Below are 20507 nucleotides of genomic sequence, written 5' to 3' on the forward strand. Positions count from 1 at the left end.
CGCGGCGGTCGGATGTGACCGGGCAGCTCACCGCTCGGGCGTGCGCCCCTGCGCGGCGGCGGCCACGCGCTCCTCGTGCACCTGCTTTGCGTCGTCGAGCAGTTCGAGCAGTTCGCGTTCCTCGCGGATGCGCCGCCGGTATTTCTCGGGCAGCAGGCGGATGTTGGCCGCTTCCCGGACCACCTTGGCGTACAACACTTCCCGCCGGTCCAGGTCGGTCTCGTAGGTGGTGCTCAGGTACTGGAGGGCGAAGCGGCGCGCGTTGTTCACCGCGGTCTGCGCCTTACCGGCGGGGCTGACGAGCGAGGCGACGACGGTGAGGATCAGCACGCCGACGATCACGCTCAGCGACAGGCCCGTCGAGATCTCCACGACGGGCACCGGTTCGCCCTCGTTGACGAACGGCACGTTGTTCTCGTGCAGTGCGTGCAGGATCAGTTTCACGCCGATGAATCCGAGGATCGCGGCGAGACCGTAGCTGAGATAGATCAGGCGGTCGAGCAGGCCGTCGAGCAGGAAGTAGAGCTGGCGCAGGCCGAGCAGGGAGAACACCGTGGCGGTGAACACGATGTAGGTGCTCTGGGTGAGGCCGAAGATCGCGGGGATGGAGTCGAGCGCGAACAGGATGTCGGTGCCGCCGATCGCGACCATCACCAGCAGCATGGGGGTCAGCACGCGGCGGCCGTTCTCCACGGTGAACAGCTTGTCGCCGTCGTAATGCGGGCTGGTGCGCAGGAACCGGCGGGCCAGGCGCACCACGATGTTGTCGCCGGAATGGCTGTCCTGTCCCTCGGGCCGGAGCATGTTGCCCGCGGTCAGCAGCAGGATGAGGCCGAAGAGATAGAACACCCAGGCGAACCGGTTGATCAGGGTCGCGCCGACCAGGATCAGCGCGGTGCGGGCGAAGATGGAGAACACGATCCCGAACAGCAGCACCTTCTGCTGGTCGGCGCGCGGCACCGCGAAGCTGGTCATGATGATCAGGAAGACGAACAGGTTGTCCACCGAGAGCGCCTTCTCGGTGATGTAGCCCGCGAAGTACTCCACCCCCATGGCGCTGCCGCCGAAGACCAGCACCGCCAGGCCGAACAGCACCGCGATGCCGATGTAGAGCGCCGACCACACCGCCGCCTCGCGCAACGTCGGGGTGTGCGCCTTGCGGACGTGGAAGAAGTAGTCGTAGCCGATCAACGCCACGATCAGCACGAGGGTGGCCGCCCACACCGGCGCCGAGACGCTCATGCCCGCCCCGCCGCTACCTGCCGCCCCACCGCATCCTCCCGCCTCACCGAATCACCGTCGATGCTCATGCGTGTCCTCCGGTTCGCAGCCGATCTCCCCAGGCTAACGACCTCGGACCGCCGAACCGGTGCGGGCACCCGGCCGGACCGGGGTGGGCTCGGTCGCACCGGAGCGCGGGTTGCCGCGCGGCGGTGGCGACTCGACCGACCGGGACGCGCGGTGATCGCACCCCTGGTTCCCGGCCGTCGCGGACCCGCTCCGCGTTTTGAGACTTATCGGCTGATTATTTCGGCTATCAACGCTCAGGTTTGCATGGAAGTTTCAACGTTACGATCTACTCATATGCCTCGAGAGATGCCCAGGCCAACACCCCCTTCCTCATCGAGTGACGCACCGGCCACCTCGCCGCCGCCCCGCCGGAACACCCGGGACAGCGACCGCACACTCGCCGAGACCTATCGCCGATTCGGCGAGACGATGATGGCCGGGTCGTCCCCGCTGTACGCCCGCGTCGCCGTCGCGCTGAGCGAGTCCGCCGCGGCGATGCGCGCGCTCGGGAAGGCGCCGGCGCGCCGGCGGCACCCGGCGTTCGTGCTGGCCGTCCTGCACGAGCTCGCGCTCGCCGGGCAGGCGCCCGCGCTGGCCGCGGCCTTCGCGGCGGCGGACGGCGACGGTGCCGCGTCCGCCGCGATCGACACGCTGCTGAGCGCGGTCGACCGGGTCGTCTCGCTCGCCGCGCACCCGCGGGTGCGGTCCACGGAGACCGGACGGCATGCCGTGCTGTATCCGGCCGTCGCCGCGGCGGCCCACCGGGTGGGCGCCGAGTCGGTGGCCTTGATCGGCGTCGGCGCCGGATCCGGGTTCGACCTGAGCGTCGACCGCGCCGGAATCGCCTACAGCACCGGGCAATTCCTGGGTGACCCGGCCTCGCCCGTGCGGCAACGCGCGACCGTCGTCGGCGACGGAACGCTCCCGTCCCTGCCGATCCCCGAGGTCGTCTCCCGGATCGGGATCGACGCCGACCCGCTGGACGTGACCGTCCCGGAGAACGCGCGCTGGGTGCGCGCCTGCCTGCCGCCGGACCGAACCGAACGGGCCGCCGAACTGGACGCGCAGCTCGCCCTGACCACTGCCGCCCCTCCCCTCCTGCTGCGCGGCGACCCCGTCGACCTGCTGCCCGACGCGCTCTCCCGCGTGCCGCCCGGCACCCTGCCCGTCGTCACGACCACGTGGTCGCTGGCCCGCCTCACCCGCGACGACCGGCTCCGATTCCTGCACCGCCTCGACGCCGCCGCCACCCACCGGCCCGTCGCCTGGGTGTCGGCCGAGGGGGTCGGCGTCGCCCCCGCCGTCCCCACCTTCGGCGACCGCCACGCCTCCGGCCACAGCATCCTCGGCCTGGCGGTCTTCGGCCACGGCACCCTGCACGCCGAAAGCCTCGGCCGCTGCTGGTCCCGGGGACGGCTGCTGTCCTGGGTCGCCGGGTGAGCACGGCGACGGTCCGCGATCACGCGGTATCCGGAATCGCCGCGGTGTCCGGAACTCAGCCTTCGCGCCGCGCTCGCGCCCGGCGTTTGCCTTCGTGCATCGCCTGGACACGCGCGACCGGAATGGTGTGCCCCTCCTCGACGAGGTCGTCGGGGAGGGACTGCGGTGCGGGCATGCGGGCGGTCCACGGGTCCCGGTCGCCGAGCAGGCCGGGCACCGTGTCGATGGTGAAGTCGGTCGGGGTGATGTCGGGCAGCTCGTCCCAGGTGACCGGGAAGGACACCGGGACGCCGGGGCGGATGCGCGGGCTGTAGGTGGCGACCACGGTCGCGCCGCCGGAGCGGGTGGCGTCGAGGAAGACCTTGCCCTCCCGGTCGTCGCGGATGAACGCGGTGGTGGCGAGCGCCGGGTCGAGGCGTTCGGCACGGGCCGCCACGGCGCGGGTGGCGGCGGCCGCGTCCTCGAGCGGGATGCCGGGCCGGAGCGGGACGAACACGTGCACGCCCTTGGCCCCGCTGGTCTTCACCGCCGCGGACAGGCCGTCGGCCGCCAGGGCGGTGCGGATGAGCTGGGCGGCGAGGACGGCGTGGCGGAAGGTCTGGCCGGGCGAGGGATCCAGGTCGAGGACCAGGTGGGTCTGGCCGACCTCGGGGTCGGTGGTGAGCAGGGTCGGGTGGTATTCGACCGCGCGCTGATTGCCGAACCAGAGCAGGGTGCGCAGGTCCTGGCAGACCGGGTAGGTGATCGTGCGCTGGGCGCTGGCCGCCCAGGTGGTGACCCGCGGCACCCACTCCGGGGCGTACTTCGGGAGGTTCTTCTGCATGAACCTCTCCTGGCCCGGCCGGACCCGCACCACCGACAGCGGACGGTCCCGCAGCTGCCCGACCAGTTGGTCGGCGACGGCCTCCAGGTAGTCGACGAGGTCGCGCTTGGTGGCCTGCGCGCCGTCGAACAGCGGTTGGTCCAGATTGGTCATCCCGACGCCGGCGCGCTCCTCGTCGCTGCTCATCGCCCCACCTTGCCCCGGCGCGGAGGGCGGGTCAACCATCGGCGGGTTGGCGCGGAACCGGCATCCGCGCCAGACTTGATCCGTGAGTTGGATGTCATCGCCCGGTGCCGCGGGGAGTGCGTCGTGACGGTGCTCGCGCGCGGGGAGAACCGGCCCGCCCCCGCCGACCGGCTGACGGTCACCGTCGCGGGTAACGCACCGCTGGATGTGTCGGCGCTGCTGTTGAATTCGGCGGGCAAGGTCCGTTCGGACGCCGATTTCGTGTTCTTCAACCAGCCCGCCGGGCCGGGCGTCACCTACCGGCACGGCCGCGGCGCGCCCGACGCGGTGGACGTGGTGACCTCGGCGTTGCCCGCCGACGTGCAGACCGTGGTCGTCACCGCCAGCCTCGACGGCAGCGGCCCGCCCACGCCGGCGGCGGCGGGCGGGCTCACCGTCACCATCGGATCCGATTCGGGCACATTGACTTTCCCGATCGCCGGGCTCACCACCGAAACCGCGGTCGTCTGCGTGGAGATCTACCGTCGCGGACCCGGCTGGAAGGTCCGCGCCGTCGGCCAGGGCTACGACAACGGGCTCGCGGGCATCGCGACCGCCTACGGGGTGAACCTCGACGACCCCGCGGACGAGCAGCCTGCGCCGAGCCCGACGCCGCCGAGCCCCGCGCCGGCACCGGGCGGCGGCGGATACCCCGCTCCCCCAACGGGTTCCGCCCCGCCCGCACCCGCCACCGGATACCCCGCAGCCCCACCCCATCCACCCGCCCCCGGCCATCCACCGCCCGGCGCTCCCGGCGGGCAGCAGATGCCCCCTGCCTATCCGCCGCCGCACCTCCCGGCGCAGCCACCGCCCGGCGCACCGCATCCGGGCTACCCGCCACCCGCGGGCGGTCCCGGCCGTCCACCCGTACCCGCGCACACTCCCCCCTTCGCACCCCAGCAAGGAGCGCTGCCGATGCAGAGCGATCTTTTCGACCCCCGCCACGCCGAGGTCAACGGCCTCGGTATCCAGAAGCAGGGCGGCAAGATGATCAAGGTGGGGGTGCAGGGCGAGGTCATGGCCCGGGCCGGGTCGATGGTCGCCTACCAGGGCGAACTCCAGTTCCAGGCGCTCGGGTCGGGCGGGATCGGCCGCGCCATCCAGCAGCGGCTCACCGGCGAGGGCGTGCCGTTGATGAAGGTGAGCGGTCGCGGCGACCTGTTCCTGGCCAACGGCGCCGCCGACGTGCACCTGATCGACCTCGACGGCACCGACGGGCTCACCATCAACGGAGCGAACGTGCTCGCCTTCGACCCGACCCTGCGCTACGACATCAAGATGGTGCAGGGCGCGGCCGGTTTCGCCAGCAACGCGGGCCTGTTCAACTGTGTCTTCACCGGGCGCGGCCGGATCGCGATCACCACCCACGGCTCGCCGGTGGTGCTGAACGTGGACCAGCCCACCTACGCCGATCCGCAGGCCGCGGTGGCGTGGTCGTCGAGCCTGCAGACCGGGATCAAGCGCAACGACTCGTTCGGCCTGGGCAGGCTGATGGGCCGCAGCACCGGTGAAGGGATGACGTTGTCGTTCAGCGGGCGCGGATTCGTCATCGTCCAGCCCTCGGAGTTGCCGCCCGGCGGCATGCTCGGTGGCACCGGCGGCGGCCAGGAGGCCGGGCAGTCCGGCGGCATGCTGGGCGGGCTGTTCGGCTAGCCGGCCTCACGGCTGGGGTGCCCGGGCCTCCAAACGTCCCAGGGCACTGTGCATCTGGTCGACCTTGCGTTCGATCCGCTCCAGATCCTCGGCGTCGACGCGGAACAGCCAATGCTTGGCGCCGAGCAGCAGCACCGCCTGGAAGACCAGTTGCAGCCACTCGCTCTGCCAGTTCTCGAAGGTGCTGGCGAAGAACGAGGCCCAGTAGTCGTTCCACAGGAACGGCTGCCCGTGCTCCTGCTGCTCGCTGCGAAACTCCGCGAGCTGGGTGAAGAACTGCCCCAGCCAGGAGCCCAGGAACAGCAGGACGAGCACGTAGACCGCGCCCCACCGACGGAAGTGTTTCATGCGCCGGGAATACCCGGCGCACCGGCCAGCTAACTGTGGGCAGACCGCCCGCTCACTCGCTCAGCGCCGCCTCGAACATCGGCCACGCCTTGTGCAGGTCCTCCTGCCAGTAGCCCCAGGCGTGCGTGCCGGTGGGGCGCAGGTCGACGGTTGCCGGGATGCGCAGTTCCTGCAGGCGATCCCGCAACTGCCGGGTGCACATGCCGGTCACCGCCTCCAGCGGTGCACCGAAGAGCAACTGGTAGCCCAGCTGCATCGGATCGCCGCCGACGGCGGCGGGGTTGTCGAGCGGGCCGGGCAGGCCGGAGCCGCTGGAGATGTAGATGGCGGTGCCGCGCAGGCGGTCGGCGTGCAGGTAGGGGTCGTTGGCGCGCCAGGTGGGGTCGGTGGGCGGGCCCCACATGTTGACCGGGTTGCCGCGGTGCGACGCGACCACCGCGTTGACCATCACCTGCCCCTGCGGATCGCTGGTGCGCACGCAGCCGCTGAACGACCCGATCGCCCGGTAGAGCCCGGGCGCGGCGAGCGCGAGCTGGAACACCGACGTGCCCGACATCGAGACGCCTGCGACGGCGTTGGCACCCGAGCCGTGGAAGTGCTCGTCGAGCAGCGGGGGCAACTCCTCGGTGAGGAAGGTCGCCCAGCGCTGCCTGCCCAGCACCGGGTCCTCGGCGCGCCAGTCGGTGAAGTAGCTGCCCGCGCCGCCGAGCGGGATCACCACGTTGACCTGTTTGTCGGCGAAGAACCGCTGGTAGTCGGTGCGGTCGTGCCAGCTGCCGTCGACGTGGCCGGAGGCGCCGTTGAGCAGGTACAGCGTGGGTGCCGGGCGGTCCGGATCGGGAGCGCGCAACAGCAGCACCCTGGTGGTGCTGTCCATCGCCGGCGAGTGGATCTCGAGATCGAGCAGGCGGTCGTTCTCCGGCCGGATCTCGGTGATGCGGGCGAGCGACTGCTGCCCGCCGCTGGCCGGGGCGGCCGCCGCGGGCGCCGCCCCGGCCAGGAGCAGGGCGAGCGCGATCAGCACCGCGGTGGCGCCGCGCCTGGTCCCCGAACCCGATCCGATCACCGTGCACCTCGCTTTCCCCGACAGTCCCGCGCCGACCGTCCTCCGGCCCGATTCCCGAGCCCCGGACCGCTGACCACCAGACCCCGAGTCGACCACCTCGAGTGAACGACACCGCCGCCGGTGCGCGGAACCCGGCGGGGCAAAGATTGTGCCGGTTACCAGGGCGGGCACCGGACCACTGGGACCGGGACCCAAAATCCCGGTCGGGTACGGCGGCGCTCAGCGCTTGCGCAGCAGGCCGGGCGCGACCGCGATCGGCAGCGAGGCCCACACCACCTTCCCGGACGGCCAGCGCGGCGCACACCCCCACGCGCGCGCGATCGCGGCGACGGCGTGCAGGCCGTGCCTGCGCATCCGGCCCGGCGGTGCCTCCCGCAGCACGGCGGCGTGCGGATCGGCGTCGGCCACCGCGACGGTCAGCGCGTCCGGCCGCAGTTCCACCCGCAGGTCGAGGTCGCCGCGGCCGTGCACCAGCGCGTTCTCCACCAACTCGGTGACCACCAGTTCGGCGTCGGCCTCGGCGTGCTCGACACCCCACGCCCGGCACAGCTCGCGCAGGAACCGCCTCGCCCGGCCGGGCGAGGCGATGTCCGGATACAAGGCGAGCCGCTCGCTGCGCTGCCGGGAGGGCGGGTCGACGGCCTGCGCGGCGGCGGGCACGCTGCCGACCACCGGCACGGTCTGCGGCAGGGCCGCGCGCACCGCCCGTCGGTCCGCCTCCTCGGCGACCACCAACAGGATCGGTACGCCCGGCCACTCGCGGACCCGCGCCCGGGCGGCGGAGAACGCGGTGAGCATCGAACTACCGCCCAGCACCAGGTCGTCCAGCGCGACGATCAGCGCACGCGGCTCCTCCACCGCGAATTTGACCAGGTCGTCGCCGAAGCGGCGATACGACTCGACGTCCAGCACGCCCGCCGGCCGGAGCACCGTGCACTCGCCGTACCGGGTGCGCCGCCAGCGCACCATTCCGCTGCCCGGCAACAGTCCTCCGCGGCTACCGTGCGAATCCACGCGGCCCGGCCGTCAGGCCGAGGCCACCTGGGCCTGCCACATCCAGTGCAGCTGTTCCAGGCGGGCCGCGATCTCGATGAACAGATCCTGGGTCACCGGGTCGGCCTTCTCGGTGGCGTCGATCCGCTCGCGCAGCCGCGCGATCACCGCGGACAGGTTCTCCACGATGGTCTCGATGACGGCGCGGTCCTCGAGCCAGCCGTCGCCGATGCCGGTGGCGCCCGAGTTCTGCGCCACCGTCGCGGCGCGGCCGTCCGGACTGACCCCGACGGCGGTGGCCCGCTCGGCGGCCGCATCGGTGAAGTCGCGGGCGGCGGTGACCAGTTCGTCCAGCGCCAGGTGCACGGAACGGAAGTTCTGGCCGATCACATTCCAGTGCGCCTGCTTGGCGATCAGCGACAGGTCGATCAGGTCCACCACCGTGTCGCGCAACGCCTCACCCGCGATGCGCTGCTGCTCGGAATCGAGGGTGCTGGTGATTGGCTGGGGCATCGCTCATGCCTTTCCGGTCGTCGGTCCGTGTCACGATCGGGCTTACCCAGCGGGCGCGCCGCCAACCAGAACAGCGATCTCGGCCACACCGGCCCGGTCGGTCAGTTCTGCTCCGGCATGCGGTCGTGCAGGGTCAACAGCAGGTGATCGAACGCCGTCTGGGTCTCCGGGGTCACCGGGGGCAGGGTGTCGAGCTCGGCGATGAGGCGCTCGGCGAGCGCGCGGAGTTTGACGTTGGTCTCCTGGGAACGCCATTGCAGCACCCGGAACGCCTGATCGGCGTTGATGCGGTCCATGCGCATCAGCACGCCTTTGGCCTGTTCGATGACCGCGCGGGAGCGCACCAGCTCCGGCAGGGTCTCGTCGAGCACCTCGCGGCGCTCGGCGTTCATGGCTTCGGTGAGGTCGATGTAGTAGCCGGTGGTGCCGACGGTGTTGCCCGCGTCGTCGGTCATGGCGTCGCCGAGCACGATCACCTCACGGACCCGGCCGGAGGTGTCGATGATGCGGTGACGGCTACAGAACGGCTCGGCGCGGCGCACCGCGTTGTCGATGGTGCCCGCGACCTGTTCGCGGTCTTCGGGATGCTTGTGCGAGAGCAGCAGCTCGGTGGTCGGCGTGACGCTGCCGGGCGCGTAGCCGTGCAGGACGGCGACCTCGTCGGACCACTCCCAGCGCTGGTCCGCGTAGCGGAATCGGAAGGTGCCCGTCGTTTGCGGACGACCGGCACCCACGACCTTGGCGATCACGCTCGCCGCGGTCTCCGGGGTCATTTCGTCCATAGCCATCACGCATCCAAGTATGCTCCCGCCGCCGCGCGGCGTGCCCTCCCCGAGGAGAGAGCGACGAGCGCCGGGCGGCGCGTGCCACCCGGCGCTCGTATCCGTCACTGAAGGTCAGTTGCCGCCGCTGCGGCTGTGTTCGCCGCCTCGGATCTTGGCCTCGGTGGGCTGTGCCTGCGCACCCTTGCGGCCCGCCTCACGGGGGTCCGCCGAGTTGCGGTCGCCGAAGCTACCGGTGCTGGCCTGGCCGCCGCGGCGCGCCTGCTCCGCGGTGTCGGAACGGTTGCCGAACTGACCGGCGTTGTTCGGATCAGCCATGGTCCAATCCTCCTTCGGTGATCGGTCTTCCTTGCGTCGCGACCACTGTCGCGGTCACAACCGAGGCCTACCCGGCTCTGCGGCGCTCAATCGGCGGAATCGAAGAAGTCCGAAATGCGGTGAATGCCGCTGCGGCGCAGACACTCTGGATCGCGACCCGCCAATACCCCGGATACGCAGGAGGTTCGATGGCATGACCGGGCTCTCGATGGGTATGCGACCCTCGAACGGAGGTGTGGCATGGCACACGGGATCGAACGTCCCGCCGACGCGCGGCGCGCTCGGGCGCAGTTCGCCGACACGGTGCTGGCGACGGTGACCGGACCCGACCGGATCGCGGCGCTGGTGGACCGCATCGTCGGTGATCGCATCGAGGTGGGACCGCTGCCGGTCGGACCGGGCGGGCTGGTCTCGGCCACGGCGGTCGCGCGGCCGTGGCCGGTCCGGTTGACCGCGGTGCCGGAGCGGGACTGGGAATTCGCCATGTTCCTTCCGATGCTGCTGCACGTGCGGGTGCGGATCCCCGGTCGCACCGTGGTGTTCAGCGGCGCCGTCGCGGTGCGGACCACGATCGCCCTGGAGCCTGCGGGGCGGTGCGCGCTGGCGGTGCGGATCGCCGAGATCGAGCGGTCGGACGTGCGGGCCCGGTTGCATCCCGCCGACACCGTCGCGGGCCTGCTCGGGCGGCTCGGCCGGGTGGAGCGGCTGGTGGCCGACCGGGTGCGCCGGGTCGCCGCGGAGGTGTTCGACAGCCCGGCCGTGCGGGAGCTGCGCCACATCGACGTGGCCGCGCTGATCGACCGGGCCCTGTGGACGGACCTGCTGCCCGCCGCGCCCGCGCCGCCGCTCGGCGCGCACGGTGTTTCCGGCGGGGCGAGCCGGGCACCCGAGACCCATGGACGACAACTCGACCGGACAGACATCCCGGCCTGACGCCACGGCCGCGCACACCACCGTCACCGGCGACGACCTGCGGGAACTGCTGCATTCGCACGGGTCCGACGCCCGGCTCGTCCTGGAGGAGGGCCGGGTGACGCTCGTCCCCGACACCGACCGTGCCGAGCACGGGCTGGTCATCGCCACCAAATCCGACGTGCTCCAACGCGCGGGCCGCGACCCCGACGCCACCGCCCTCGCCGAACTGGCCGAACTCCTGACCAGCGAAATCCGTTTGCAAGGCGCCTGAGCGGGTCAGCGGCCGGAGGCGGTAGCGCAGCGTCACCACGCAGGCCGCCCCGCCCAGGCGAAGAACAGCACAGCCTGAGCGGGTCAGCGGCATCCGCTACCGCTCAACCGGAGAACTCGGCTCCGGTGCCGTACCGTGTGGGGTATGGCTCTGCCCCGCCGGAACCTGCCCCGCCGGAATCTGCTCCGCGTCGCCGCCGCCGGGTCGGCCGCCGTGCTGGTGGGCACCGCGGCGGCGAGCAGCGGCCGGTTCCGGGTGCCGCGCTGGTCGGACGACCCGTTCACGCTGGGTGTCGCCTCCGGTGATCCGGCCCCCGACGGGGTGGTGCTGTGGACGCGGCTGGCGCCGGACCCCTTCGCGCCCGACGGGCACGGCGGGATGATGAACGCGCCGGTCTCGGTGGACTACGAGGTCGCCCACGACGAGCAGTTCCGCTCGGTGGTGCAACGCGGCACCGCGGTGGCGACCCGCGAGCTGGCCCATTCGGTGCATCCCGAGGTGCGCGGGCTCGAGCCCGACCGCTGGTATTTCTACCGGTTCCGGGCGGGTTCGGTGATCTCTCCGGTGGGCCGCACCCGCACCGCGCCCGCCCCCGGCCAGGCCGTCGAGCGCCTGCGTTTCGCCTACGCGTCCTGTCAGTCGTGGAGTTCGGGGTATTACACCGCCTACGAGCATCTGCGCGCCGAGGATCTCGAGCTGGTCGTGCATCTGGGTGACTACATCTACGAGAGCAGCTGGCGCCACGGCAGGCTGGAGGATCCGCGCACCCTGGAACGCGGCGAGTCGGTGGATCTGCCGGGGTATCGGTTGCGCTATGCCCAGTACAAGGCCGAGCAGCCGCTGCGTGACGCGCATGCCGCCTTTCCGTGGATCGTCACCTTCGACGACCACGAGGTCGACAACAACTGGGCCGCCGACCATCCCGGCCTCGGCGTGGACATCTACCGGTTGCCGCCGTTGTTCCGCGGGCGCAAGGCGGCCGCGTTCCAGGCCATGTACGAGCATCAGCCGCTGCGGTTGGCGCAGCTGCCGGACGGTCCGTCGATGCTGCTGCATCGCCGGTTCGGCTGGGGTGACCTGGCCGAACTGACCATGCTCGACACCCGTCAGTACCGTGACGTGCAGGTTTGCAGCGAGAACGTGACCGCCGACTGCCCCGAGCGCTTCGCCACCGACCGAACCATTCTCGGTGCGCGGCAACGGGATTGGCTGCTGGCGGGGCTGGTCAGCTCGCCCGCCCGCTGGCAGATCCTCGGCAACCAGGTGGGGATGAGCCAGATGGACGTGGATCCGGGGCCGGGGCTGACGGTGTCCACCGACTCCTGGGACGGCTACGTCGCCGACCGCAACCTGATCCTGGGAACCGCCGCCGATCGCGGGGTGCGCAACCTGGTCGTCATCACCGGCGACCGGCACCAGAACCATGCCGCCGACCTGCGCCGCGACCACGCCGACCCGCAGTCGCCGGTGGTGGCCGCCGAATTCACCGGCACCTCGATCACGACCGGGGGCGACGGCGCCGACGTCACCGACACCGGCCGTCGGCTGCTGGCGGCCAACCCGGATCTGAAGTTCTTCAACTCCCAGCGCGGTTATGTCCGGGTCGAACTCGACCACCGGGTGTGGCGCAACGACTTCCGGGTGGTGCCGTTCGTCCAGCGCCGTGGCGCGCCGGTGCACACGCGGTCGACCTGGGTGGTGGAGGACGGCATCCCCGGCGTCGCCGAGGCGGCTCGCCCGGCCGCGCCCACCACCGGATTGTCCGCCGCGCCGGACGGCGGCGGCTGAGCTGCCGCGTCAGCGGCCGTGGGCCATGTCGTACCAGCGGTGCGGGATGGACCAATCCCAGTGCGCCGCCGCGGCTTCGGCCTCCGCGGAGCGCCGCAGCCATTCCTCGTAGCACGGCAACGATCCACCGACCCCCGCCCCGTACAACAGGAAACCGCGCACCAGCTGCTGCCACACCGCGCGTCCCGAAATGCGCATCGCGACCTCCTCGCCGACCGCCCCGCCCGGCGGTCCCTCGCCCCGACTCGGGTTCGGTGGCGACAGGATAATTCCGCCACGGGCCTCGGTGTCCGAATTCCCCGTTTCCGTCAAAAGATGCCCGATTGCCCGGTGGCCGGTCACAGCCAGCCGGTCGCGGCCTGCAGTGCCAGGGCGGAGCCGGCCAGCACGAGGCCGAGGATCCCGCCGTAGACCAGCGGACGCGAGCCGGTGGCGGCCAGTCGCCGCCAGTCCAGCCCGGCGCCGACGGCGGCGAGGACGGCGGCGACCAGCCAGCCGCTGAGGTGGGTGAGGCCCGCCGTCCAGGCGGACGGCAGTACCCCGAGTCCGGCGACTACAGAGGCAGCGAGGAACAGCACGACGAACAGCGGGATGGTGCGCCACAGCGGGGTGGGCTCGGCGGCCTCCCGCCCGGCGCCGCGGCGGCCCGCCAGGTGCAGACCGACGCACAGCGGGACGATCATCAGGCTGCGGACCAGCTTCACGATCACCGCGAAGGACGCCGCGACCGGGCCGAAGGCGACCCCGGCCGCCAGCACCGAGGAGGTGTCGTTGATGGCGGTACCCGCCCACAGCCCGAACGCCTCCTCGGAGAGGCCGAGCGCGTGGCCCAGCGGCGGGTAGACCAGCACGGCCAGGATGTTGAACACGAAGATGGTGCCCAGCGCGTAGGCGACCCGGTCCCGGCTGGGCTTGATGACGGCGGTGACCGCGGCGATGGCCGAGGCGCCGCAGATCGTGGTTCCGGCCGCGATGAGGATGCCCGACTCGCGATGCAGGGCGAGCAGCCGCCCGACCACGAGCGCGGCCACCGCCCCGGCCACCAGGGTGCCCAGCAGCACGACGGCGGTCTCCCGCCCGACGGTGAGCACCGCGTCCAGCGGCAGCCCGAGCCCCAGCAACACGATGGCGATCCCGAGCACCCGCTGCCGGGTCAGGTCGAGGCCGGGGCCGAAGCGGCCGTCGTCGGCGACCGCCCGGCGCGCGGCGACACCGGTCAGCGCACCCGCGGCCAAGGCGGTGACCGGCGCGCCCGCGACCGGCACGAGCCGCCCGACGACGGTGGCCACGGTGGCGAGGACGGCGGCGAGCAGGAGACCGGGGACGGCGGGGCGCAGGGTGTTCACCCCGTCGACATTCCTCGCGCGCGGCCCGGACCGGTAGCGGGCAACTTCGTCTGACCCCATAAACTGCGGTTATGACCCTGCCGCCGGGGACACCCGACCTGGCCGTGCTCGACCTGCTGGTGTCGGTCGCCGACACCGGCAGCCTCGGCGCGGCCGCGCGCAGGCACGGCATCAGTCAGCCCGCGGCGAGCATGCGGATCAGCGCGCTGGAACGGCGGCTGCGGCTGCGGCTGCTCGACCGCGGGCCGACCGGCTCGGTGCTCACCGAGGCCGGCCGGGTCGCGGTCGAGCAGGCGCGCGAGGTGCTCGCCGCGGCCCGCTCGTTCACCGACACCCTCACCGCGCTCTCGGCCGACCACGCCCCGCGCGTGCGGGTCGCCTCCTCGAAAACCATTGCCGACCATCGGGTTCCGCAGTGGCTGGCGGCGCTGCGGGCGGTGCGCCCGGACGTGACGGTGGCGCTGGAGGTCGGCAACAGCCGGCAGGTCGAGGCGATGGTGCGCGACGGCTCGGCCGACATCGGCTTCGTGGAGGGCCCGCATCCGCCCGTCGGGCTCGCCGACCGGGTGCTCGGCGCCGACCACCTGCTGGTGATCGTCGGACCGGAGCACCCGTGGGCGCGCCGCGCCCGCCCGCTCGGCCTGCGCGAGCTGGCCGCGACGCCGCTGCTGTGGCGCGAACCGGGCTCGGGCACCCGCGACACCGTGTGGGAGATCCTCGCCGCGCACTGCCGGCCCGCTCCCCCGGCCGCCGAATTGGGTTCGGCCGTCGCGATTCTGGAAGCGGTGCGCACCGGCTTGGCGCCCGCCGTGCTCAGTGCCCTCATCGCCGCACCCGAACTGGCGGCGGGCCGCGTCGTCGAGGTCCCGGTCGCCGACGCCGCCGTCCTCACCCGCCGCTTCCGCGCCATCTGGCGGCGGGAGGCCCCGCCCTCCGGCGCGGCCGAGACCCTCGCGGCCTGCGCGGCACGCATCGAGTCGGCCCGCACGGCCGCCGATCCGGGCTGAGCCGACCGCCTCGACGGAGTGCTCCGGCAGCCGGGCCAGGAATCCCGGCGCCCCGCCCGCCTCGGCGCGCGCGCCGGATCGCGCCCAGCGGGGCGCTCCGGTGCCGGTTCGCCGAGAACTGAGCGCACCGAGATGGACGCTCGACCATTCGGCCTCCCGTGTGCGACGATCGGGCACGTGAGCAGACCCGCTAACGATCAGCATCTGCGTGACCTCGCCCGGCTGCGGCGGGTGCGGGACCGGATCGACCGCGAGTACGCCCAACCGCTGGACGTGGAGGCACTGGCCAGGGCGGTCCACATGTCGGCGGGGCACCTGAGCAGGCAGTTCCGCCAGGCCTACGGCGAGTCGCCCTACAGCTACCTGATGACGCGCCGGATCGAGCGGGCGATGGCGCTGCTGCGGCGCGGCGACCTCAGCGTCACCGAGGTGTGCTTCGCGGTGGGCTGTTCCTCGCTGGGCACGTTCAGCACCCGGTTCACCGAACTGGTCGGCATGCCGCCGAGCGCCTACAAGCGCGAGGCCGCCGACGAGATGGCCGGGGTGCCCTCGTGCGAGTCGAAGAAGGTCGTCAGACCGGTCAGGAATCGAGAAGCGCGGGCCGCGACGGCGCGATTAGCGTGAGCGGCATGGACATCACCATTCACTCCTCGTTCCTCCCGCACGACGACGCCGAGGCCGCCCTCGCCTTCTACCGCGACACCCTCGGCTTCGAGCTGCGCAACGACGTGGGTTACGACGGCATGCGCTGGCTCACCGTGGGCCCGCCCTCCCAGCCGGGCATCAACATCGTGCTGCACCCGCCGGCCGCCGACCCGGGCATCACCGACGACGAGCGCCGCACCATCACCGAGATGATGGCCAAGGGCACCTACGCCAGCATCCTGCTGGCGACCGATGATCTCGACGCCGCGTTCGAGAAGGTGCAGGCCGGTGACGCCGAGATCGTGCAGGAGCCCATCGAGCAGCCCTATGGTGTCCGTGACTTCGCCCTGCGGGATCCGGCGGGCAACATGATCCGTATCCAGCAACTGCGCTGACCCCCTCTTCCGATCGCACCCGATGGAGACCCGATGACCACGGCCCCGACCACGACGGAGACCACCGCGCGGCACGCCGCCGACAGCCACGATCTGATCCGCGTGCACGGCGCGCGCGAGAACAACCTCCAGGATGTCAGCGTCGAGATTCCCAAGCGCAGGCTCACGGTGTTCACCGGCGTGTCGGGGTCGGGGAAGAGCTCGCTGGTGTTCGGCACGATCGCCGCGGAGTCGCAGCGGATGATCAACGAGACCTACAGCGCGTTCGTGCAGGGTTTCATGCCGACACTGGCCCGCCCCGAGGTGGACTTCCTGGAAGGGCTGACCACCGCGATCATCGTCGATCAGGAGCGGATGGGCGTGAACGCCCGCTCCACCGTGGGCACCGCGACCGACGCCAACGCGCTGCTGCGCATCCTGTTCAGCAGGCTGGGCGAGCCGCACATCGGCTCGCCGCAGGCGTTCTCCTTCAACGTCGCCTCGATCAGCGGCGCCGGCGCGGTCACCCTGCAGCGCGGCGGCCAGACCATCCGTGAACGGCGCGACTTCGCCATCACCGGCGGCATGTGCCCGCGCTGCGAGGGCATGGGCAAGGTCTCCGACTTCGATCTGAGCGCCCTCTACGACGACAGCAAGTCGCTGGCCGAGGGCGCGCTCACCATCCCCGGCTACAGCATGGACGGCTGGTACGGGCGCATCTTCATGGGGTCGGGCTTCCTCGACCCGAACAAGCCGATCCGCAAGTACACCAAGCGCGAACTCAACGATCTGCTCTACAAGGAGCCCACCCGGATCAAGGTCGACAACGTCAACGTCACCTACGAGGGTCTCATCCCGCGCATCCAGAAGTCGTTCCTGTCCAAGGACCGCGAGGCGATGCAGCCGCACATCCGGGCGTTCGTCGACCGGGCGATCACCTTCCGCACCTGCCCGGAGTGCGAGGGCACCCGGCTCAACGAGGGCGCGCGGTCGTCGAAGATCAAGGGCATCAACATCGCCGACGCCTGCGCCATGCAGATCAGCGATCTGGCCGAATGGGTCCGCGGACTCGACGAGCCCTCGGTGGCGCCGTTGCTCACCACGCTGAAGCACACCCTGGACGGGTTCGTCGAGATCGGCCTGGGCTACCTGTCACTGGACCGCCCCGCGGGCACGCTCTCCGGCGGTGAGGCGCAACGCACCAAGATGATCCGGCACCTCGGTTCGGCGCTCACCGACGTGACCTACGTCTTCGACGAGCCGACCATCGGCCTGCATCCGCACGACATCCAGCGCATGAACGAGCTGCTGCTGCGGTTGCGCGACAAGGGCAACACGGTGCTGGTGGTCGAGCACAAGCCGGAGACCATCACCATCGCCGACCACGTGGTCGATCTCGGTCCCGGGGCGGGCACCGCGGGCGGCACCATCTGCTACGAGGGTGACGTGGCGGGGCTGCGCGCCTCGGACACCCTCACCGGCCGCCACCTCGGCTATCGCGCCTCGCTGAAGAAGTCGGTGCGCACCTCCACCGGCGCGCTGGAGATCCGCGGCGCGAACCAGAACAACCTGTGCGACGTCGACGTCGACGTGCCGACCGGGGTGCTCACCGTGGTCACCGGCGTCGCCGGGTCGGGCAAGAGCTCGCTCATCCACGGCAACCTCGCCGGGCGCGAGGGCGTGGTGGTGGTCGACCAGACCGCGATCAAGGGGTCGCGCCGTTCCAACCCCGCCACCTACACCGGGCTGCTCGACCCGATCCGCAAGGCCTTCGCCAAGGTCAACGGCGTGAAACCGGCACTGTTCAGCGCCAATTCCGAGGGTGCCTGCCCGACCTGCAACGGCGCGGGCGTGGTCTACACCGACCTGGCGATGATGGCCGGGGTCGCCACCACCTGTGAACTGTGCGAGGGCAAGCGGTTCCAGGCGTCGGTGCTCGACTACAAGCTGGGCGGGCGCGACATCAGCGAGGTGCTGGCGATGCCGGTGACCGAAGCCGAGGAGTTCTTCGGCTCCGGCGAGGCGCGCACCCCCGCCGCGCACAAGATCCTGCAGCGCATGGCCGACGTGGGCTTGGGCTATCTGACCCTGGGCCAGCCGCTGACCACGCTGTCGGGCGGCGAGCGGCAGCGGCTCAAGCTGGCCACCCAGATGGCGGAGAAGGGCGGGATCTACATCCTCGACGAGCCGACCACCGGCTTGCACCTGGCCGACGTCGAGCAGTTGCTCGGGCTGCTGGACCGGATGGTGGATGCCGGTAAGACGGTGATCGTCATCGAACACCACCAGGCCGTGATGGCGCACGCCGACTGGATCATCGACCTCGGCCCGGGCGCGGGCCACGACGGCGGCCGGGTGGTCTTCGAGGGCACTCCCGCCGACCTCGTCGCCGATCGTTCCACCCTCACCGGCACGCACCTGGCGAGCTACGTCGGAGCCTGACCGCCGGTCAGCAGCCGCTCGACGACCCGGCGGTAGCGCTCCGGGTCGATCGGCGGAATGCCCAGCAGCGCGCGCAGATACACACCGTCGCCGACCAGCCGGATGATGTCGGCGCGCACCGGGTCGTCGATCTCCTCGTCCAGGCCGTCGGACCAGGAGACCATCAGGTCGGCGAGCGCGCGCTGCACCTCGTCGGCGTCGTCCTTGGCGTCGACGCTGCGCATGGTCGCCAGCATGGAACGGTAGAGCTCCATCTCCACCGCGTCGGCGACGTTGTCGGGATTCGGCGTCTGTAGGTACCACTCGGCGATCGAGACGCCCTTGGCCGTGGTGTCGGCCATCTGGTGCGCGGCGCGCTCCCCCAGTCGGCGGACCAGTCCCGCCAGCAGCGCGTCCTTGCTCTTGAAGTGGTAGAGCAGGCCCCCTTTGGAGACGCCCGCCGCCGCGGCGACGTTCTCCAACGTCACCTGTGACATGCCCTTTTCCAGCAGCAGGGCCTCCAGCGCGTTCAGGATCCGGTCGCGGGTGCTCGGCGTCACGGGCGCCGACTATACCGGCCGGACGGTCATGTCGTGTACTGTACCGTCTGGACGGTAAACCAACGACGACCAACGTCGAGAAAGTCACGGAAGTCGAGAACATCGATGAACCCCCAGACCACGACCCCGAGCACCGGCGTGCCCACCACCCCCGGCCCGCCGCCGCGCGCGACCGCGCGGGCATGGTGGGGTCTGGCCGTGCTGGCCCTGGCCCTGCTGCTGCTCTCGATCGACGCGACGGTGCTCGACCTCGCGGTCCCCGCGATCAGCGCCGACCTCGCGCCCACCACCCCGCAGCTGCTGTGGATCATCGACGTGTACTCGTTCGTGCTCGCCGGCCTGCTGGTGGTGATGGGCGACCTCGGCGACCGCATCGGCCGCCGCAAACTGCTGCTCATCGGCGCGGTCGGCTTCGGCCTGGCCTCCGCGGTCGCGGCCTGGGCGGTCTCGCCCGAGATGCTCATCGCCGCGCGCGTGCTCCAAGGTGTCGCAGGCGCCACCCTCATGCCCGCCACACTGGGCCTGATCCGCTCGATGTTCCTCGACCCGCGCCAGCGCACCATCGCCATCGCGGTGTGGAGCGCGATGGCCGGTGGCGGCGCGGCGGCCGGTCCGCTACTGGGCGGCTGGCTGCTCGAGCACTACTGGTGGGGCTCGGTGTTCCTGGTCAACCTGCCGGTCATGCTGGTGCTGCTGATGCTCGGCCCGGTGCTCATCCCGGAATCGCGCGACCCGTCACCCGGCCGGTTCGACGTGCCCAGCGCGGCGCTGTCGCTGCTGGCCCTGGTGCCGATCGTCTACGCGATCAAGGAAACCGCCGCGCACGGCCCGCGGCCGGTCCTCGCGTCGGCCGCCGCCGTGGGCGTGCTCGCCGCCGTGCTGTTCGTGCGCAGGCAGCGGCGGCTGCCGCGACCGATGCTGGACCTCACGCTGTTCGCGCGGCCGCAGTTCCGGGTCGCGGTCGTGACCAGCCTGCTGGCGGTCTTCGCGCTCGCCGGTGTGCTGTTCTTCGGCTCGCAGTATCTGCAGCTGGTGCTCGGCCGGTCGCCGTTGCAGGCCGGTCTGCTGTTGCTGCCCGGCCTGGCGGCCAGCGTGGTCGCCTCGCTGGCCGCGGCGTGGCTGGTGCAGCGCTGGCGGCCGGGCGCGGTGCTGGCCGGTGCGCTGGTGACCGCCGCCGCGGGTGCCGCGGTGTTCCTGCGGCTCGGCCCCGACGCCGCGACCAGCACCCTGCCGTTCATCCTCGGCTTCCTCGGGGTGGGCGCGGGTGTCGGTGTGGCGCTGACGGTGTCGTCGGATCTGGTGGTCAGCTCCGCCCCGCCGGAACGCGCGGGCGCGGCCGCCGCGGTCTCGGAAACCGCCTACGAGACCGGCATCGCCCTCGGCGTGGCCCTGCTCGGCAGCGTCGTGATGGCGATCTTCCGCGGCTCGCTCACCGACCTGCCCGACACCGCACGCGAATCCCTGGGCGCCGCTACGGAATTCGCACGCGGCCTGCCGCAGGCCACCGCCGAGACGATGTTGACCTCGGTCCACGAGGCCTTCCTCTCCGGCGTCCACCTCGCCGCCACCGGCACCGCGACGATCCTGCTGATCGCCGCCTGGGTGGCCCTGCGCCTGCGGGCCGGCACGACCGAGCGGTGACGCCGCGCCACCGCCTCGGGGGCGCTGACCGGCTCAGGCGTTGAGCGCCCTCAGTGCGCCTCGAAGCCCTGTTCGGTGATCAGGAGCA

Annotated in this window: 21 protein-coding genes; 10 read left to right on the forward strand and 11 right to left on the reverse strand. The window is 71.7% G+C overall.

What is annotated here, in order from left to right:
* Positions 1 to 27 precede the first annotated feature (27 nt).
* Positions 28 to 1242 (reverse strand): TerC family protein, encoded by a 1215-nt coding sequence (locus CRM89_RS15330; RefSeq protein ID WP_011210909.1) that lies wholly within the window; start codon positions 1240 to 1242, stop codon positions 28 to 30.
* Between the two features lie 354 nt (positions 1243 to 1596).
* On the opposite strand from CRM89_RS15330, the gene CRM89_RS15335 reads away from it, so the two are divergent.
* On the forward strand, positions 1597 to 2730 hold the full coding sequence (locus CRM89_RS15335) for a DUF2332 domain-containing protein (RefSeq protein WP_228821862.1): 1134 nt from the start codon (positions 1597 to 1599) through the stop codon (positions 2728 to 2730).
* A 55-nt stretch (positions 2731 to 2785) separates the two neighbouring features.
* On the opposite strand, the gene CRM89_RS15340 is transcribed toward CRM89_RS15335, so the two are convergent.
* Entirely contained in the window at positions 2786 to 3739 is a 954-nt protein-coding gene (locus CRM89_RS15340; RefSeq protein WP_172964514.1) for a DNA polymerase domain-containing protein, read from the reverse strand.
* A gap of 123 nt (positions 3740 to 3862) precedes the next feature.
* On the opposite strand from CRM89_RS15340, the gene CRM89_RS15345 reads away from it, so the two are divergent.
* Positions 3863 to 5431, forward strand: a complete 1569-nt coding sequence (locus CRM89_RS15345; RefSeq protein WP_098087004.1) for an AIM24 family protein — start codon at positions 3863 to 3865, stop codon at positions 5429 to 5431.
* A 6-nt stretch (positions 5432 to 5437) separates the two neighbouring features.
* Here the strand turns inward: CRM89_RS15345 and CRM89_RS15350 are convergent, their stop codons facing one another.
* The 6 genes from CRM89_RS15350 to CRM89_RS15375 form a co-directional block, all read right to left on the reverse strand.
* A complete protein-coding gene (locus CRM89_RS15350; protein WP_060594723.1) occupies positions 5438 to 5779 on the reverse strand; it encodes a DUF6766 family protein in 342 nt (113 codons plus the stop codon).
* A 52-nt stretch (positions 5780 to 5831) separates the two neighbouring features.
* Positions 5832 to 6845 carry an alpha/beta hydrolase family protein gene (locus tag CRM89_RS15355; protein ID WP_011210914.1) on the reverse strand — a complete coding sequence of 338 codons (1014 nt, stop codon included), beginning with the start codon at positions 6843 to 6845 and terminating at the stop codon, positions 5832 to 5834.
* 219 nt (positions 6846 to 7064) lie between these two features.
* A complete protein-coding gene (locus CRM89_RS15360; RefSeq protein ID WP_127516212.1) occupies positions 7065 to 7829 on the reverse strand; it encodes an ATP-binding protein in 765 nt (254 codons plus the stop codon).
* 42 nt (positions 7830 to 7871) lie between these two features.
* Positions 7872 to 8351, reverse strand: a complete 480-nt coding sequence (locus tag CRM89_RS15365; RefSeq protein WP_098084579.1) for a Dps family protein — start codon at positions 8349 to 8351, stop codon at positions 7872 to 7874.
* Between the two features lie 101 nt (positions 8352 to 8452).
* The gene (locus tag CRM89_RS15370; protein ID WP_228803152.1) at positions 8453 to 9133 is read right to left on the reverse strand and encodes a PAS and ANTAR domain-containing protein; all 681 of its coding nucleotides are present in this window, start codon (positions 9131 to 9133) and stop codon (positions 8453 to 8455) included.
* Positions 9134 to 9247: 114 nt separating this feature from the next.
* Entirely contained in the window at positions 9248 to 9451 is a 204-nt protein-coding gene (locus tag CRM89_RS15375; protein ID WP_011210918.1) for a hypothetical protein, read from the reverse strand.
* Between the two features lie 240 nt (positions 9452 to 9691).
* Between CRM89_RS15375 and CRM89_RS15380 the strand changes: the two genes are divergently transcribed.
* The 3 genes from CRM89_RS15380 to CRM89_RS15390 all read left to right on the forward strand — a co-directional run bounded on the left by CRM89_RS15380 (position 9692) and on the right by CRM89_RS15390 (position 12425).
* The gene (locus tag CRM89_RS15380) at positions 9692 to 10384 is read left to right on the forward strand and encodes a hypothetical protein (RefSeq protein WP_098084585.1); all 693 of its coding nucleotides are present in this window, start codon (positions 9692 to 9694) and stop codon (positions 10382 to 10384) included.
* Entirely contained in the window at positions 10347 to 10637 is a 291-nt protein-coding gene (locus tag CRM89_RS15385) for a hypothetical protein (protein ID WP_011210920.1), read from the forward strand. The genes CRM89_RS15380 and CRM89_RS15385 overlap by 38 nt, the downstream gene beginning before the upstream one ends.
* 144 nt (positions 10638 to 10781) lie before the next feature.
* A complete protein-coding gene (locus CRM89_RS15390) occupies positions 10782 to 12425 on the forward strand; it encodes an alkaline phosphatase (RefSeq protein WP_098084587.1) in 1644 nt (547 codons plus the stop codon).
* A 9-nt stretch (positions 12426 to 12434) separates the two neighbouring features.
* On the opposite strand, the gene CRM89_RS15395 is transcribed toward CRM89_RS15390, so the two are convergent.
* Complete coding sequence (locus CRM89_RS15395) at positions 12435 to 12623, reverse strand: hypothetical protein (RefSeq protein WP_060594717.1); 189 nt, start codon at positions 12621 to 12623, stop codon at positions 12435 to 12437.
* A gap of 140 nt (positions 12624 to 12763) precedes the next feature.
* Positions 12764 to 13771, reverse strand: coding sequence for a YeiH family protein (locus CRM89_RS15400; RefSeq protein ID WP_098084593.1), 1008 nt, complete (start codon positions 13769 to 13771; stop codon positions 12764 to 12766).
* A gap of 71 nt (positions 13772 to 13842) precedes the next feature.
* Between CRM89_RS15400 and CRM89_RS15405 the strand changes: the two genes are divergently transcribed.
* From CRM89_RS15405 to CRM89_RS15420, 4 genes are all read left to right on the forward strand, one after another.
* Complete coding sequence (locus tag CRM89_RS15405) at positions 13843 to 14778, forward strand: LysR family transcriptional regulator (protein WP_098084595.1); 936 nt, start codon at positions 13843 to 13845, stop codon at positions 14776 to 14778.
* Between the two features lie 132 nt (positions 14779 to 14910).
* Positions 14911 to 15402, forward strand: coding sequence for a helix-turn-helix transcriptional regulator (locus CRM89_RS15410; RefSeq protein WP_098084597.1), 492 nt, complete (start codon positions 14911 to 14913; stop codon positions 15400 to 15402).
* A 5-nt stretch (positions 15403 to 15407) separates the two neighbouring features.
* Entirely contained in the window at positions 15408 to 15818 is a 411-nt protein-coding gene (locus CRM89_RS15415; protein WP_011210928.1) for a VOC family protein, read from the forward strand.
* Positions 15819 to 15851: 33 nt separating this feature from the next.
* Complete coding sequence (locus CRM89_RS15420; protein WP_098084599.1) at positions 15852 to 18239, forward strand: excinuclease ABC subunit UvrA; 2388 nt, start codon at positions 15852 to 15854, stop codon at positions 18237 to 18239.
* Here the strand turns inward: CRM89_RS15420 and CRM89_RS15425 are convergent.
* Positions 18224 to 18778, reverse strand: a complete 555-nt coding sequence (locus CRM89_RS15425; protein ID WP_060594713.1) for a TetR/AcrR family transcriptional regulator — start codon at positions 18776 to 18778, stop codon at positions 18224 to 18226. The genes CRM89_RS15420 and CRM89_RS15425 overlap by 16 nt on opposite strands.
* A gap of 105 nt (positions 18779 to 18883) precedes the next feature.
* Here CRM89_RS15425 and CRM89_RS15430 point away from each other — a divergent pair, with 105 nt between their 5' ends.
* Positions 18884 to 20419, forward strand: a complete 1536-nt coding sequence (locus tag CRM89_RS15430; protein WP_098084602.1) for an MFS transporter — start codon at positions 18884 to 18886, stop codon at positions 20417 to 20419.
* Positions 20420 to 20507 lie beyond the last annotated feature (88 nt).

It is taken from the genome of Nocardia sp. FDAARGOS_372 (assembly GCF_002554515.1).
Classification (GTDB): Bacteria; Actinomycetota; Actinomycetes; order Mycobacteriales; family Mycobacteriaceae; genus Nocardia; species Nocardia farcinica.